At 72.0% G+C, this 15,720-nt stretch carries 15 protein-coding genes; all 15 read left to right on the plus strand.

All coding sequences use genetic code 11. The annotated features are described in order from the left end of the window. Positions 1-479: DUF5941 domain-containing protein (locus tag AC51EU_RS17270; protein WP_496267863.1), on the plus strand; the 479-nt coding region annotated here is incomplete at its 5' end. After that, the gene (locus AC51EU_RS17275; RefSeq protein ID WP_496267864.1) at positions 476-1,228 is read left to right on the plus strand and encodes a phosphocholine cytidylyltransferase family protein; all 753 of its coding nucleotides are present in this window, start codon (positions 476-478) and stop codon (positions 1,226-1,228) included. The genes AC51EU_RS17270 and AC51EU_RS17275, both read left to right, overlap by 4 nt. Next, positions 1,216-2,277, plus strand: coding sequence for an iron-containing alcohol dehydrogenase family protein (locus tag AC51EU_RS17280; RefSeq protein ID WP_496267865.1), 1,062 nt, complete (start codon positions 1,216-1,218; stop codon positions 2,275-2,277). Before AC51EU_RS17275 ends, AC51EU_RS17280 begins: the two co-directional genes overlap by 13 nt. Beyond that, complete coding sequence (locus AC51EU_RS17285; protein ID WP_159507078.1) at positions 2,255-3,034, plus strand: CDP-alcohol phosphatidyltransferase family protein; 780 nt, start codon at positions 2,255-2,257, stop codon at positions 3,032-3,034. Before AC51EU_RS17280 ends, AC51EU_RS17285 begins: the two co-directional genes overlap by 23 nt. Positions 3,035-3,048: 14 nt before the next feature. Beyond that, on the plus strand, positions 3,049-3,921 hold the full coding sequence (locus AC51EU_RS17290) for a glycosyltransferase family 2 protein (protein ID WP_496267873.1): 873 nt from the start codon (positions 3,049-3,051) through the stop codon (positions 3,919-3,921). A 78-nt stretch (positions 3,922-3,999) separates the two neighbouring features. After that, entirely contained in the window at positions 4,000-4,938 is a 939-nt protein-coding gene (locus AC51EU_RS17295) for an ABC transporter permease (RefSeq protein ID WP_496267866.1), read from the plus strand. Then, positions 4,931-5,722 carry an ABC transporter ATP-binding protein gene (locus tag AC51EU_RS17300; protein ID WP_496267867.1) on the plus strand — a complete coding sequence of 264 codons (792 nt, stop codon included), beginning with the start codon at positions 4,931-4,933 and terminating at the stop codon, positions 5,720-5,722. Before AC51EU_RS17295 ends, AC51EU_RS17300 begins: the two co-directional genes overlap by 8 nt. Before the next feature lie 410 nt (positions 5,723-6,132). Then, positions 6,133-7,053, plus strand: coding sequence for a squalene synthase HpnC (gene hpnC, locus AC51EU_RS17305; protein ID WP_496267874.1), 921 nt, complete (start codon positions 6,133-6,135; stop codon positions 7,051-7,053). Further along, positions 7,050-8,003 carry a presqualene diphosphate synthase HpnD gene (gene hpnD / locus AC51EU_RS17310; RefSeq protein ID WP_496267868.1) on the plus strand — a complete coding sequence of 318 codons (954 nt, stop codon included), beginning with the start codon at positions 7,050-7,052 and terminating at the stop codon, positions 8,001-8,003. The genes hpnC and hpnD overlap by 4 nt, the downstream gene beginning before the upstream one ends. 94 nt (positions 8,004-8,097) lie before the next feature. Beyond that, complete coding sequence (gene hpnE / locus AC51EU_RS17315; RefSeq protein ID WP_496267869.1) at positions 8,098-9,534, plus strand: hydroxysqualene dehydroxylase HpnE; 1,437 nt, start codon at positions 8,098-8,100, stop codon at positions 9,532-9,534. A gap of 53 nt (positions 9,535-9,587) precedes the next feature. Further along, entirely contained in the window at positions 9,588-10,652 is a 1,065-nt protein-coding gene (locus AC51EU_RS17320) for a polyprenyl synthetase family protein (RefSeq protein WP_496267870.1), read from the plus strand. 105 nt (positions 10,653-10,757) lie between these two features. Next, entirely contained in the window at positions 10,758-12,767 is a 2,010-nt protein-coding gene (gene shc, locus AC51EU_RS17325; RefSeq protein WP_496267871.1) for a squalene--hopene cyclase, read from the plus strand. After that, positions 12,767-13,423, plus strand: coding sequence for a phosphorylase family protein (locus AC51EU_RS17330; RefSeq protein WP_496267872.1), 657 nt, complete (start codon positions 12,767-12,769; stop codon positions 13,421-13,423). The genes shc and AC51EU_RS17330 overlap by 1 nt, the downstream gene beginning before the upstream one ends. Before the next feature lie 5 nt (positions 13,424-13,428). Continuing rightward, positions 13,429-14,451, plus strand: coding sequence for an adenosyl-hopene transferase HpnH (gene hpnH / locus AC51EU_RS17335; protein WP_496267875.1), 1,023 nt, complete (start codon positions 13,429-13,431; stop codon positions 14,449-14,451). Positions 14,452-14,485: 34 nt separating this feature from the next. Beyond that, positions 14,486-15,720: 1-deoxy-D-xylulose-5-phosphate synthase N-terminal domain-containing protein (locus tag AC51EU_RS17340; protein WP_496267876.1), on the plus strand; the 1,235-nt coding region annotated here is incomplete at its 3' end.

Raw genomic sequence — 15,720 nt, forward strand, 5'->3', positions numbered from 1 at the left:
TCTTCCAGGACGAGCCCGCGTCGTGGCTCACGGCCGGCATCGCCGCCGCCTGCGCGCTGCTGTCCGGTGCCGCGGTGGCCCGCCCCCTCAAGGGCGCCCTCGACTGGCTCGTCCCGCCGCTGCTGCGGGTCGGCGAGTACGTCACCGTGCTCGTGCTGGCCGCCCGCACGGACGACCCCGGTGCGCTGCCGGCGGCGTTCGGGCTGGTCGCGGCCGTCGCCTACCATCACTACGACACGGTCTACCGCATCCGCGGCGGCAGCGGAGCCCCGCCGCGGTGGCTGGTGGTGGCGACCGGCGGACACGAGGGACGGGTCCTTGTGATCACCGTCCTCGCCGCCCTGCTGTCCCCCCAAGGTTTCACGATCGCGCTGACGGCCCTCGCCGCGGGCCTGGCGCTGCTGGTGCTCATCGAGAGCATCCGCTTCTGGGTGTCCTCCGGAGCACCCGCCGTACACGATGAAGGAGAAACCGCATGATCGGCCTCGTGCTGGCCGCCGGCGCCGGACGGCGTCTGCGCCCCTACACCGACACCCTGCCCAAGGCGCTGGTGCCGGTGGGTCCGGAGACGGACGGGGAGGCCACGACCATCCTCGACCTGACGCTCGGCAACTTCGCCGAGATCGGCCTGACCGAGGTCGCGATCATCGTCGGTTACCGCAAGGAGGCCGTCTACGAGCGCAAGGAGGCCCTGGAGGCCAAGTACGGCCTCAAGCTCACGCTGATCGACAACGACAAGGCCGAGGAGTGGAACAACGCCTACTCCCTGTGGTGCGGCCGTGACGCCCTGCGGCACGACGTGATCCTCGCCAACGGCGACACCGTGCACCCGGTCTCCGTCGAGAAGACGCTGCTCGCCGCCCGCGGCGAGGGCAAGAAGATCATCCTGGCGCTGGACACCGTCAAGCAGCTCGCCGACGAGGAGATGAAGGTCGTCGTCGAGCCCGGCAAGGGCGTCCGCAGGATCACCAAGCTGATGGACCCCGCTGAGGCCACCGGCGAGTACATCGGCGTCACCCTCATCGAGGGCAGCGCCGCCGCCGACCTGGCCGACGCCCTCAAGGCCACCTTCGAGCGCGACCCCGACCTCTACTACGAGGACGGCTACCAGGAGCTGGTCAACCGCGGCTTCACCATCGACGTGGCGCCCATCGGCGACGTCAGCTGGGTCGAGATCGACAACCACGACGACCTCGCGAAGGGCCGTGAGATCGCATGCCGGTACTGACCCGCCTCATCCCGTCCCCGGTCGTCGTCGACATCAGCGCCGGCGCCCTGGACGACCTGGCAGGTCTCCTCGCCGACCAGCGCATCTCCGCGTCCGGCAAGCTCGCCATAGCGATCAGCGGCGGATCGGGGGCACGGCTGCGCGAGCGGCTGGCCCCCGCCCTGCCGGGCGCCGACTGGTACGAGGTCGGCGGCGGCACCCTGGACGACGCGATCCGCCTCGGCGACGCGATGAAGAAGGGCCACTACGACGCGGTCGTGGGCCTGGGCGGCGGCAAGATCATCGACTGTGCGAAGTACGCCGCGGCGCGCATCGGGCTCCCGCTCGTCGCCGTCGCGACCAACCTCTCGCACGACGGACTGTGCTCGCCGGTCGCCACCCTCGACAACGACGCGGGCCGCGGCTCCTACGGGGTGCCGAACCCGATCGCCGTCGTGATCGACCTCGACATCATCCGCGAGGCCCCGGTCCGCTTCGTCCGCTCCGGCATCGGCGACGCGATCTCCAACATCTCCGCCGTCGCGGACTGGGAGCTCTCCCACCGCGAGACGGGCGAGGACATCGACGGACTGGCCGCCGCCATGGCGCGCCAGGCCGGCGAGGCCGTGCTGCGCCACCCCGGTGGCGTCGGCGACGACCAGTTCCTCCAGGTGCTGGCCGAGGGCCTGGTGCTCACCGGCATCTCGATGTCGGTCGCCGGCGACAGCCGCCCGGCCTCCGGCGCCTGCCACGAGATCAACCACGCCTTCGACCTGCTCTACCCCAAGCGGGCGGCGAGCCACGGCGAGCAGTGCGGCCTCGGTGCCGCGTTCGCCACGCATCTGCGCGGGGACACCGAGACCGCCGCGCTGATGGTCGAGGCGCTGCGCCGGCACGGCCTGCCGGTCACCCCGGGCGAGATCGGCTTCACGGACGACGAGTTCGTCCGGGCCGTCGAGTACGCCCCGAAGACCCGCCCCGGTCGTTACACGATCCTGGAGCATCTGGACCTGTCCGCCGACGAGATCAGGAACGCATACGCCGACTATGCCGAAACCCTCAGTAGCTGAACTCCGTCCGGTCGTTCACCCCGAGGGCGTGAAGGACCGGCGCAGCGGTGAGCACTGGGCCGGCCGCCTCTACATGCGGGAGATCTCGCTGAGGTGCGACAGGTACCTGGTGAACACCCGGGTCACGCCGAACCAGCTCACGTACCTGATGACCGTCTTCGGCGTCCTCGCGGCCCCGGCGCTGCTGGTACCGGGCGTCTGGGGCGCCGTGCTCGGTGTGCTGATGGTCCAGCTCTACCTGCTGCTCGACTGCGTCGACGGCGAGGTGGCGCGCTGGAAGAAGCAGTTCTCGCTCGGCGGCGTCTACCTGGACCGGGTCGGCGCCTATCTGTGCGACGCCGCCGTGCTCGTCGGCTTCGGACTGCGCGCCGCCGATCTGTGGGGCCCCGGGCGCATCGACTGGCTCTGGGCGTTCCTCGGCACGCTGGCCGCCCTCGGCGCGATCCTGATCAAGGCCGAGACCGACCTGGTCGGTGTCGCCCGGCACCAGGGCGGGCTGCCGCCGGTCAAGGAGGCGGCGTCCGAGCCGCGCTCCTCCGGTCTGGCGCTGGCCCGCAGGGCCGCCGCGGCGCTGAAGTTCCACCGGCTGGTCCTCGGGATCGAGGCGTCCCTGCTGATCCTGGTCCTGGCGATCGTGGACGCGGTGCGGGGTGACCTGTTCTTCTCGCGGCTCGGTGTCGCGGTGCTGGCCGGCATCGCGCTCCTCCAGACCGTGCTGCACCTCGTGTCCATCCTCGTTTCCAGCAGGCTCAAGTGACCAAGGCATCCGGAATGAAGGTCGGCGCGGTCGTCCTGACCATGGGCAACCGCCCCGACGAGCTGCGCGCGCTGCTGGACTCCGTCGCCCGGCAGCGCGGCGACCGCGTCGAGGTGGTGGTGGTCGGCAACGGTTCGCCGCTGCCCGAGCTGCCGGAGGGCGTGCGGACCGTCGAGCTGCCGGAGAACGTCGGCATCCCGGCGGGCCGCAACGTCGGCGTCGAGGCGTTCGGCCCCGGCGGCCGGGAGATGGACGTTCTGCTCTTCCTGGACGACGACGGGCTGCTGGACCGGGACGACACCGCCGAGCTGTGCCGTGAGGCGTTCGCGAAGGACCCGGAGCTGGGCATCATCAGCTTCCGCATCGCCGACCCCGACACCGGCCTCACCCAGCGTCGGCACGTCCCGCGGCTGCGCGCGTCCGACCCGATGCGCTCCTCGCGCGTGACGACGTTCCTCGGCGGGGCCAACGCCGTGCGCACCCGGGTCTTCTCCGAGGTCGGCGGGCTGCCCGACGACTTCTTCTACGCCCATGAGGAGACCGACCTCGCCTGGCGGGCGCTGGACGCGGGCTGGCTGATCGACTACCGGTCGGACATGCTGCTGCTGCATCCGACCATGGCCCCCAGCCGGCACGCGGTCTACCACCGCATGGTGGCCCGCAACCGGGTCTGGCTGGCCCGGCGCAATCTGCCCGCCCTCCTGGTTCCGGTCTATCTCGGTGTCTGGTTCCTGCTCACCCTCGCCCGCCGTCCGTCGTGGCCGGCGCTGCGGGTGTGGCTGGCCGGTTTCAGGGAGGGCTGGACGACGCCGTGCGGCCCCCGGCGTCCCATGAAGTGGCGTACCGTGTGGCGCCTGACCCGGCTGGGCCGCCCTCCCGTCATCTGACAAGCTCATATCTGAGAGCATCAGGCGCGATCCGGGGCACGGCCCCGGCAGCGCACCTTGAGGACGAAAGTGTCAACTGTGAGCGAGACTACGCACGACAGTGCGGTCGCCATGAGTGCCCCGCCCCACCCAGACAACGGGCTCACCCTGGCCCAGCTGGCCCAGAAGCACGGGTTGTCGCAGAGCGGGGCCCGGCCCGGCCTGCTCGCCTATGTGCGGCAGTTGTGGGACCGGCGGCACTTCATCGCGGCCTTCTCCAGCGCCAAGCTGACGGCCCAGTACAGCCAGGCCAAGCTGGGCCAGGTCTGGCAGGTGGCCACGCCGCTCCTCAACGCGCTGGTCTACTTCTTCATCTTCGGCATGCTGATGGGCGGCCGGGGCTCGATGAAGAACGACGTCTACATCCCGTTCCTGGTCACCGGCGTCTTCGTCTTCACCTTCACCCAGAGCTCGGCGCTGGCCGGTGTCCGGGCGATCTCCGGGAACCTGGGACTGGTGCGGGCGCTGCACTTCCCGCGTGCCTCGCTGCCGATCTCGTTCGCCCTCCAGCAGCTCCAGCAGCTGCTGTTCTCGATGATCGTGCTGGTGATCATCCTGGTCGGTTTCGGTCACTACCCGTCGTGGAAGTGGCTGCTGGTCTTCCCGACCCTGGTCCTCCAGTACGTCTTCAACACCGGTCTCGCGCTGGTCATGGCCCGCGCGGGCGCCAAGACCCCGGACCTGGCCCAGCTGCTGCCGTTCATCCTGCGCACCTGGATGTACGCGTCCGGTGTCATGTACAACCTGACCGAGCAGCTCCGGGGCAAGAACGCCCCGGAGTGGCTGGTCACCGTCCTCGCGTCGAACCCCGCCTCGGTCTACATCGACCTGATGCGGTACTCGCTGATCAACCACGGTTTCAGCAGCGCCGACCTGCCGCCGCACGTCTGGGCGCTGGCGCTCGGCTGGGCCGTGCTGATCGGTGGCGTGGGCTTCGTCTACTTCTGGAAGGCTGAGGAGCGTTACGGCCGTGGCTGAGCAGAAGAACGACACCCAGCAGGCGCCCGGCGCCCCCACCGTGATCGCCGACGAGCTGCACATCGTCTACCGGGTGTACGGCGGCAGCGGCGGCAAGGGCAGCGCCACCGCGGCGCTCAACCGGATCATCCGCCGCAAGCCGAGCGGCAACGTCCGCGAGGTGCACGCGGTGCGGGGCGTGAGCTTCGTCGCCCGTCGCGGCGAGGCGATCGGCCTGATCGGGTCCAACGGCTCGGGCAAGTCGACCCTGCTGCGCGCCATCGCCGGGCTGCTGCCGGCCGAGCGCGGCAAGGTCTACACCGACGGGCAGCCCTCGCTGCTCGGCGTCAACGCCGCGCTGATGAACGATCTGACCGGCGAGAAGAACGTGGTGCTCGGCGGTCTGGCGATGGGCATGTCCCGCGAGCAGGTGCGCGAGCGCTACCAGAGCATCGTGGACTTCTCGGGCATCAACGAGAAGGGCGACTTCATCTCGCTGCCGATGCGGACGTACTCCTCCGGCATGGCGGCGCGGCTGCGGTTCTCCATCGCGGCCGCCAAGGACCACGACGTCCTGATGATCGACGAGGCGCTGGCGACCGGTGACCGGAAGTTCCAGAAGCGTTCCGAGGAGCGCATCCGCGAGCTCCGCAAGGAGGCCGGCACGGTCTTCCTCGTCAGCCACAACAACAAGTCGATCCGCGACACCTGCGACCGCGTCCTGTGGCTGGAGAAGGGCGAGCTGCTGATGGACGGTCCCACCGACGAGGTGATCAAGGCGTACGAGAAGGAGACGGGCAAGTAGTCCGGCCTCTGTCAAGGCCCCCGCGAGCCCGGCTCGCGGGGGCCTTGGGCGTGAGGTGTGTCAAAAGACGATCAACTCGGCCGGGAACGGGAACAGTTAGCGGCTCCCAGAAGTTGATCGGATTGTTGTACGGGCGTTCGGCACCCCCTCGGACGTGGGGGAGATGTACGGCGTAAGCTGTACGGGTACTGAACAGGAATAGTGGTACAAAGTCGGGCAATGCTTACATTTCTCTGGCGCGACACAGCCCGACCGGACCGGTCGTGACCTGCGGCGTGTCCGAAATGAGAGACATTAGCTTGGCGGTGTAGAACGGGAGACGTGACGGCAATGGCTACTGGAATGCTCCGGCTCCGGAACGCGCCGGGCAGCCTCCGGTGAGCGAAACGCAGGCGCGGGTCCGCGGCGCCCTGGGCCGGCGCGCGAGGACCCCCGGGGGGCCCGCGGACGCCTTGTCGCGCACCGTCCTCGACCAGGCGGCCCACGAGAACTTCCCCGTCGCCCCCTTCTTCGTCCCCCGCGCCTGGCGCGCCGACCTCATGGCCGTCTACGGCTTCGCCCGCCTCGTCGACGACATCGGCGACGGCGACCTCGCCCCCGGAGGCGGCGACGCCGTCCTCCTCGGCCTCGACCGCGCGCAGGCCGACGACCGCCTCGCCCTTCTCGACGCGCTGGAGGCCGACCTCCACCGCGCCTTCAGCGACCGCGCGCCCGGCCCCGGGCACCCCCTGCTGCGCCGCCTCGGCCCCACCCTCCGCCGCTGCCGGCTCACCCCGGCCCCCTTCCTCGGCCTGATCGAGGCCAACCGCCAGGACCAGCGGGTCTCCCGCTACGCCACCTACGCGGACCTGGCCGCCTACTGCGACCTGTCCGCCAACCCCGTCGGCCGACTCGTCCTCGGCATCACCGGCACCACCAGCCCCGAACGCGAACGGTGCTCCGACGCCGTCTGCACCGCGCTCCAGATCATCGAGCACCTCCAGGACATCCCCGAGGACCTCCGCCGCGACCGCGTCTACCTGCCCGCCGAGGACCTCGCGCGCTTCGGCGTCACCGAGGACGACCTCGCCGCCCCGCACGCGGGGGAACGGGTACGGGCCCTCATCGCCTTCGAGGCGGACCGCGCCCGCGCCCTGCTCGACGAGGGCGCCCCCCTCGTCGGCAGCGTGCACGGCAGGCTCAAGCTGCTGCTCGCCGGCTTCGTCGGCGGCGGCCGCGCCGCCCTGCGCGCCCTCGCCGACGCCGACCACGACGTCCTGCCCGGCCCGCCCAGGCCGACCAAGCCCAGCCTGCTCCGCGAGATGGCGGCGACATTGCGAAGAGAGGGGTGAGCCGGATCGTGGAGGCAATCGCACCCCCGTCCGCGCCGGTGCTCGCTGCGTACCGCTACTGCGAGGCCGTCACCGGGCACCAGGCCCGGAACTTCGCCTACGGCATCCGGCTCCTGCCGTCCGCCAAACGGCGCGCCATGTCCGCGCTCTACGCGTTCTCCCGCCGGGTCGACGACATCGGCGACGGCGCCCTGGCACCCGACGCCAAGACCCACCGCCTGGAACAGACCCGCGCCCTGCTCGCCCGCGTCAAGGACGGCGCCGTCGAGGACGACGACACCGACCCGGTGGCCGTCGCCCTCGCCGACGCCGCCCGCCGCTTCCCGGTACCGCTCGGCGGGCTCGACGAACTCATCGACGGCGTCCTCATGGACGTCCGCGGCGAGACCTACCAGAGCTGGGACGACCTCAAGCGCTACTGCCGCTGCGTCGCCGGGGCCATCGGTCGGCTCTCGCTCGGCGTCTTCGGCACCGTCCCCGGCGCCCGGGACGCCGACCGCGCGCCCGAGTACGCCGACACCCTCGGCCTGGCCCTGCAACTGACCAACATCCTGCGCGACGTCCGCGAGGACGCCGGCAACGGCCGCACCTACCTGCCCGCCGACGACCTCGCGAAGTTCGGCTGCGCCGCCGGCTTCGCCGGACCCCAGCCGCCGGGCGGCGCCGACTTCACCGGCCTGGTGCGCTTCGAGGCCGCCCGCGCCCGCGACCTGTTCGCCGACGGCTTCCGGCTGCTGCCCCTCCTCGACCGGCGCAGCGGCGCCTGCGTCGCGGCGATGGCCGGCATCTACCACCGCCTGCTCACCCGCATCGCCGCCGACCCCGGCGCCGTACTGCGCGGCCGGGTCTCCCTGACCGGCCGGGAGAAGGCGTTCGTCGCCGTCCGGGGACTGTCCGGGCTCGACACCCGCGCCGTCGCCCGCCGGCAGGCGGCCGGGAGGCGCGGATGACCCTGCGGCCCGCGCACCACGACCCGGCGCCGGCCCGGCGGGCAACCCTGGCCCGGACATCCGCGTCCATCACACTCGTACGGGGGGAGCACACATGACACCGCGAACGACGCGGACCCGCCGAGCCGAGGGGACGAGCGCCGTCGTCGTCGGCGGCGGTCTCGCGGGCACCGCCGCCGCGCTGGCACTGGCCGACGCCGGGGTCCGGGTGACGCTTCTGGAGGGCCGCCCCCGCCTCGGCGGACTGGTCTTCTCCTTCCGCCGCGAGTCCGCGGCGGGCGAGCTGACCGTCGACAACGGCCAGCACGTCTACCTCCGCTGCTGCACCGCCTACACCCGGTTCCTCGACCGGCTCGGCGCCCGCCGCCTGGTCCCCCTCCAGGACCGCATGGAGGTACCGGTCCTGGACGCCGCCCGGATGCGCGTGGGACGGCTGCGGCGCGCCGCGCTTCCCGTGCCCCTGCACCTCGCCAGGAGCCTCGCCCTCTACCCGCACCTCTCACCCGCCGAACGGGCCGGAGTGGTACGCGCCACCCTCGCCCTGGCCCGCCTCGACCCCGCCGACCCGGCCCTGGACGGCGTCGCCTTCGGCGCCTGGCTGCGGCGCTACGGCCAGTCCGCGCGCGCCACAGAGGCCGTGTGGGACCTCATCGGCGTCCCCACCCTCAACGCCACCGCCGAGGACGCCTCACTCTCCCTGGCCGTCAAGGTCTTCCGGACCGGCCTGCTCTCCGCCCCCGGCGCCGCCGACATCGGCTGGGCCCGCGTCCCCCTGGGCGAGGTCCACGACACCCTCGCCCGCCGCGCGCTCGACACCGCCGGCGCCCGCACCCTGCTGCGCACCCGCGCCACCGGCGTCTCGCGCACCGACGACGGCCGCTGGGAGGTCACCGCCGCCAACGGGCCGCACGGCGGCGAACGGCTGACCGCCGACACCGTCGTCCTGGCCCTGCCGCAGCGCGAGTGCCACGGCCTGCTGCCCGACGGCGCGCTGGACGCCCCGGACCGCCTCCTCGGCATCGGCACCGCCCCCATCCTCAACCTCCACGTCGTCTACGACCGCAAGGTGCTGCGCCGCCCGTTCTTCGCCACCGTCGGCTCGCCCGTCCAGTGGGTCTTCGACCGCACGGACACCTCCGGCCTCGCCGGCCTCCCCGGCGCCGACGGCAGCCAGTACCTCGCCGTCTCGCAGTCCGCCGCGCAGGACGAGATCGACGAGCCGGTCGCCGCGCTGCGCGCCCGCTACCTCCCGGAGCTGGAGCGGCTGCTGCCCGCGGCCCGCGGCGCCCGCGTCCACGACTTCTTCGTCACCCGCGAACGCACCGCGACGTTCGCACCCGCACCGGGCGTCGGCAGGCTCCGCCCCGCCGCCCGTACCCGAGCAGCCGGCCTGTACCTGGCCGGCGCGTGGACCGCCACCGGGTGGCCCGCGACCATGGAAAGCGCTGTGCGCAGCGGCGTCACGGCCGCACGCGAGGCACTCACCGGACTCGGCCTCTCCCAGGGGCAGTTGCCCCAGGAGGTGGCATGACAACGAGCACCAGCGCTCGCACGAGCACGAGCATCGGAAACAGAGGAGAAACCGTGACCCCGGCTTCCCCAGCTATTGACACCGAGAGCGTCACCGCGCTGCTGGAGCGCGGACGGACGCTCGCCACTCCCGTGCTGCGTGCCGCGGTGGACCGGCTCGCGCCCCCCATGGACACCGTCGCCGCCTATCACTTCGGGTGGATCGACGCGGAGGGGCAGCCTTCGGCAGGGGACGGCGGCAAGGCCGTCCGCCCGGCGCTCGCCCTGCTGTCCGCGCAGGTCGCGGGCAAGGCCCCCGAGGTCGGCATCCCGGGCGCGGTCGCCGTGGAACTGGTCCACAACTTCTCGCTGCTGCACGACGACCTCATGGACGGCGACGAGCAGCGCAGGCACCGCGACACGGTGTGGAAGGTGCACGGCCCCGCCCAGGCCATCCTCGTCGGCGACGCCCTGTTCGCCCTCGCCAACGAGATCCTGCTGGAGCTCGGCACCGTCGAGGCCGGCCGCGCCACCCGCCGGCTGACCGTGGCCACCCGCAAGCTGATCGACGGCCAGGCCCAGGACATCTCCTACGAGCACCGCGAGCGGGTCACCGTCGAGGAGTGCCTGGAGATGGAGGGCAACAAGACGGGCGCCCTGCTCGCCTGCGCCGCCTCCATCGGCGCCGTCCTCGGCGGCGCCGACGACCGCACCGCGGACATCCTGGAGAAGTACGGCTACCACCTCGGTCTCGCCTTCCAGGCCGTCGACGACCTCCTCGGCATCTGGGGCGACCCGGGGGCCACCGGCAAGCAGACCTGGAGCGACCTGCGCCAGCGCAAGAAGTCGCTGCCGGTCGTCGCCGCGCTCGCCGCCGGCGGGTCGGCCTCCGAGGACCTGGCCCGCATCCTGGCCGCCGACGCCAAGAAGAGCGAGTCGGAGATCGCCGACTTCACCGAGGAGGAGTTCGCCTCCCGCGCCGCCCTCATCGAGGAGGCCGGGGGCCGCGAGTGGACCTCCCAGGAGGCCCGCCGCCAGCACGCCACGGCCATCGCCGCGCTCGGCGAGGTCGACATGCCCGAAGAGGTCCGCGCGCAGCTCGTCGCGCTCGCGGACTTCGTCGTCGTACGAGAGAGATGAGCCCTATCACCACGTACTAGTTCGCAGTCGCCGGCCGGCGCCGGTCGGGCGCCGGCCGACGGAATCCCTGAGCACGCTTCACAGTTCACTGCAGAAGGGGAAGCCATGACAGCGACGACCGACGGAAGCACCGGGACCCCCGTGTCCCGGGCGCCCTCGGCCGGCGATGACACCGCCGAGAGACCCGAGACCACCGCACGGGCCGTGCGGGCACCGCACACGGAGGCCGCCGCCCGGCGCGCGGCCGCCCGCGCCACCGACCATCTGCTCGCCCTCCAGGACCCCGCCGGCTGGTGGAAGGGCGACCTTGAGACCAATGTGACGATGGACGCCGAGGACCTGCTGCTCCGGCAGTTCCTCGGCATCGGTGACCCGAAACTCACCGAGGCCGCCGCCCGGTACATCCGCGGGGAACAACGCGAGGACGGCACCTGGGCCACCTTCTACGGCGGGCCCGGCGAGATCTCCACCACCATCGAGGCGTACGTCGCCCTGCGGCTCGCCGGGGACGCCCCCGACGCCCCGCACATGGCCAGGGCCTCCGCCTGGATCCGCGCCCGCGGCGGCATCGCCGCCTCCCGGGTCTTCACCCGCGTCTGGCTGGCCCTCTTCGGCTGGTGGAAGTGGGAGGACCTGCCCGAACTCCCGCCGGAACTCATCTACTTCCCCAAGTGGTTCCCGCTCAACATCTACGACTTCGGGTGCTGGGCGCGGCAGACCATCGTGCCGCTCGCCGTCGTCTCCGCCCTCCGCCCGGTCCGCCCGGCACCGTTCGGCCTCGACGAACTGCACACCGACCCCCGCCGCCCCAACCCGCCGCGCAGGCCCGCCCCGGCCGCCAGCTGGGACGGCGTCTTCCAGCGCCTCGACAAGGCGCTGCACCTCTACCACAAGGTCGCCCACCGGGGACTGCGTGCCGCCGCGATGCGCTCCGCCGCCCGCTGGATCATCGAACGGCAGGAGAACGACGGTTGCTGGGGCGGCATCCAGCCCCCCGCCGTCTACTCCCTCATCGCCCTGCACCTCCTCGGCTACGACCTGCGCCACCCCGTGATGCGCTCCGGGCTGGAGTCACTGGACCGGTTCGCGGTGTGGCGCGAGGACGGCGCGCGGCAGGTCGAGGCGTGCCAGTCCCCGGTCTGGGACACCTGCCTGGCCACCATCGCCCTCGCCGACGCCGGACTGCCCGCCGACGACCCGCGGCTGGTCAAGGCAGCGGACTGGATGCTCGCCGAGCAGATCGACCGGCCCGGCGACTGGGCGGTGCGCCGCCCCCATGTGCCGTCCGGTGGCTGGGCGTTCGAGTTCGAGAACGACAACTACCCCGACATCGACGACACCGCCGAGGTCGTCCTGGCGCTGCGCCGCGTCGCCCACCCCGACCCGCGCCGGGTCGACGCCTCCGTACGGCGGGCGATGCGCTGGACCGCCGGGATGCAGTCGAGGAACGGCGCCTGGGCCGCGTTCGACGCCGACAACACCAGCCCGTTCCCCAACCGGCTGCCGTTCTGCGACTTCGGCGAGGTCATCGACCCGCCGTCGGCCGATGTCACCGCCCATGTCGTGGAGATGTTCGCCGAGGCCGGCCGCACCGCAGACCCCCGCGTCCGCCGCGGCATCGCCTGGCTGCTGGCCGAACAGGAGCCCAGCGGCGCCTGGTTCGGCCGCTGGGGCACCAACTACCTCTACGGGACCGGGTCGGTGCTCCCCGCGCTGGCCGCCGCCGGCATCCCCGCCTCGCACCCCGCCGTACGCCGCGCCGTCGGCTGGCTCCTGCGGGTGCAGAACGACGACGGCGGCTGGGGCGAGGACCAGCGGTCCTACCAGGACCGCGAGGGCTGGGCCGGGCGCGGCGCCTCCACCGCCTCCCAGACCGGCTGGGCGCTGATGGCGCTGCTCGCGGCGGGCGAACGCGACAGCGAGGCGGTACGGCGCGGGGTGGCGTGGCTGGCGGACACCCAGCGCCCCGACGGTTCCTGGGACGAGCCGTACTTCACCGGCACGGGCTTCCCCTGGGACTTCTCCATCAACTACCACCTCTACCGCCAGGTCTTCCCGCTGACGGCCCTCGGCCGCTACCTCGGCGCCCGGACCGGCGCGCCCTCGGGGACCTGATGCCGAGACGGCCCCCGGCCCCCGCCGGACCGCCCCTGCTGGTCGCCTGCGCGCTCGGCATCGAGGCCCTCGCGCTGCGCGCCGGCGACCGCGGGGGTGCCCCCGCCCCGTCCGTCACCCTCCGTACGGGCATGGGCCCGCGGGCCGCCGAACGGGCGATGGCCGGCGCCCTGCGCGAGGGCGCGGCCACCGCGCGCTCCCCGGTGATCGCCAGCGGCTTCTGCGCCGGGCTGGCACGGGGGATGCGGCCCGGGGACATCGTCGTCGCCGAGGCGACCCGCGGCCACCTCCCGGACGCCGCCGAGACCCCCTGCCGCGACAACGGGCCGCTGCTGCGCGCCCTGCGGGCCCAGGGGCTGACCGTCCACACCGGGCTGCTGCGCGGCAGCGACCATGTCGTGCGCGGCGCGGAGCGGGCCGCGCTGCACGCCCAGGGCGCCGTCGCGGTGGACATGGAGTCCGCGGCGACACTGGCGGCCGCGGTACGCGCCGGGGACCGTCCGGTTGCGGCCGTCCGGGTGGTCGTGGACGCTCCTGAACATGAACTCGTACGCATCCGGACCGTGCGCGGTGGAATATCGGCCTTCCGGGTGCTGCGCACCGTACTCCCTGTTTTCCATGAATGGCACCGTTCTTTGCCGCTCCCCAGGAGGTGAGCCAGATGGCCATGCCGCTGCGCCAGTCCATCAGGGTCGGGACCTATCTTTTTGAACAGAGGCTGCGGAAGCGTGAGAAGTTTCCGCTGATCGTGGAACTGGAACCGCTTTTCGCCTGCAATCTGAAGTGCGAGGGCTGCGGGAAGATCCAGCACCCCGCGGGCGTGCTCAAGCAGCGCATGCCGGTGGCGCAGGCGGTCGGGGCGGTGCTGGAGTCCGGCGCCCCGATGGTGTCCATCGCGGGCGGCGAACCGCTGATGCACCCGCAGATCGACGAAATCGTGCGGCAGTTGGTGGCCCGCCGGAAATATGTCTTCCTGTGCACCAATGCCATGCTGCTGCGCAAGAAGATGGACAAGTTCACGCCCTCGCGCTACTTCGCGTTCGCGGTGCACATCGACGGAATGCGGGAACGCCACGACGAATCGGTGGCGAAGGAGGGCGTCTTCGACGAGGCGGTGGCCGCCATGAAGGAGGCCAAGCGGCGCGGATTCCGGGTCACCACGAACTCCACGTTCTTCAACACCGACACCCCGCAGACCGTCATCGAGGTCCTGAACTTCCTCAACGACGACCTCAAGGTCGACGAGATGATGCTCTCGCCCGCCTACGCCTACGAGAAGGCGCCCGACCAGGAGCACTTCCTCGGCGTCGAGCAGACCCGGGAACTGTTCCGCAAGGCGTTCGCGGGCGGCAACCGCCGCCGCTGGCGCCTCAACCACAGTCCGCTCTTCCTCGACTTCCTGGAGGGCAAGGCGGACTTCCCGTGCACCGCCTGGGCGATCCCCAACTACTCCCTCTTCGGCTGGCAGCGCCCCTGCTATCTGATGAGCGACGGCTATGTCCCCACGTACCGCCAGCTGATCGAGGAGACCGACTGGGAGAAGTACGGCCGCGGCAAGGACCCGCGCTGCGCCAACTGCATGGCGCACTGCGGCTACGAGCCGACCGCCGTCCTGGCCACCATGGGCTCCCTCAAGGAGTCCCTGCGCGCCGCCCGGGAGACCGTCGCCGGGAACCGCGGATGAGGCCGCCCGCCACACGAGGGGAGGCGCCGTGACGATGCTGGAGATCCTCCGGGGGCCGCGCGACCTCAAGGCGCTTCCCCCGCACCGGATGGACGAACTCGCCGCCGAGATACGGCGGTTCCTGGTGAGTGCCGTCTCCCGCACCGGCGGTCACCTGGGCCCGAACCTCGGTGTGGTCGAGCTGACCCTCGCCCTGCACCGGGTCTTCGACTCCCCCCGGGACCGCATCCTGTGGGACACGGGGCACCAGACCTATGTCCACAAGCTGCTCACCGGGCGTCAGGACTTCTCCAAGCTACGTGCCAAAGGCGGTCTCTCCGGCTATCCGTCGCGGGCGGAATCCGATCACGATGTGATCGAGAACAGTCATGCCTCGACGGTGCTGGGCTGGGCCGACGGACTCGCCAAGGCCAACCAGGTCCGCGGCAAGGACGACCACGTCGTCGCGGTCATCGGTGACGGCGCCCTCACCGGCGGCATGGCCTGGGAGGCCCTCAACAACATCGCGGCCGCCGGGGACCGCCCGCTGATCATCGTCGTCAACGACAACGAGCGCTCCTACGCGCCCACCATCGGCGGCCTCGCCAACCACCTGGCCACCCTGCGCACCACCGACGGCTACGAGAAGTTCCTCGCCCGCGGCAAGGACATCCTGGAGCGCACCCCCGTCGTCGGGAAGCCGCTGTACGAGACCCTGCACGGCGCCAAGAAGGGGCTGAAGGACTTCATCGCGCCGCAGGGCATGTTCGAGGACCTGGGCCTGAAGTACGTCGGCCCGATCGACGGCCACGACATCGCCGCCCTGGAGTCCGCGCTCCAGCGCGCCAAGCGCTTCGGCGGACCGGTGATCGTCCACTGCCTGACGGAGAAGGGCCGCGGCTACAAGCCGGCCGAGCAGGACGAGGCGGATCGTTTCCACGGCATCGGCGTCATCCACCCGGACACCGGTCTGCCGGTGGCGGCAGGCGGCGCCGACTGGACCTCGGTCTTCGGCGACGAGATGGTCAAGCTCGGTCGTGAGCGGTCGGACATCGTCGCCATCACGGCCGCGATGCTCCAGCCCGTCGGCCTCCAGAAGTTCGCCGAGGCGTTCCCCGACCGGGTCCACGACGTCGGCATCGCCGAGCAGCACGGCGCGGTGTCCGCCGCGGGCCTGGCGACGGGCGGGCTGCACCCCGTCTTCGCCCTGTACGCGACGTTCCTCAACCGCGCCTTCGACCAGGTCCTCATGGACGTCGCGCTGCACCGCTGCGGCGTCACCTTCGTCCT

The sequence above is a fragment of the Candidatus Streptomyces philanthi genome, assembly GCF_059553635.1.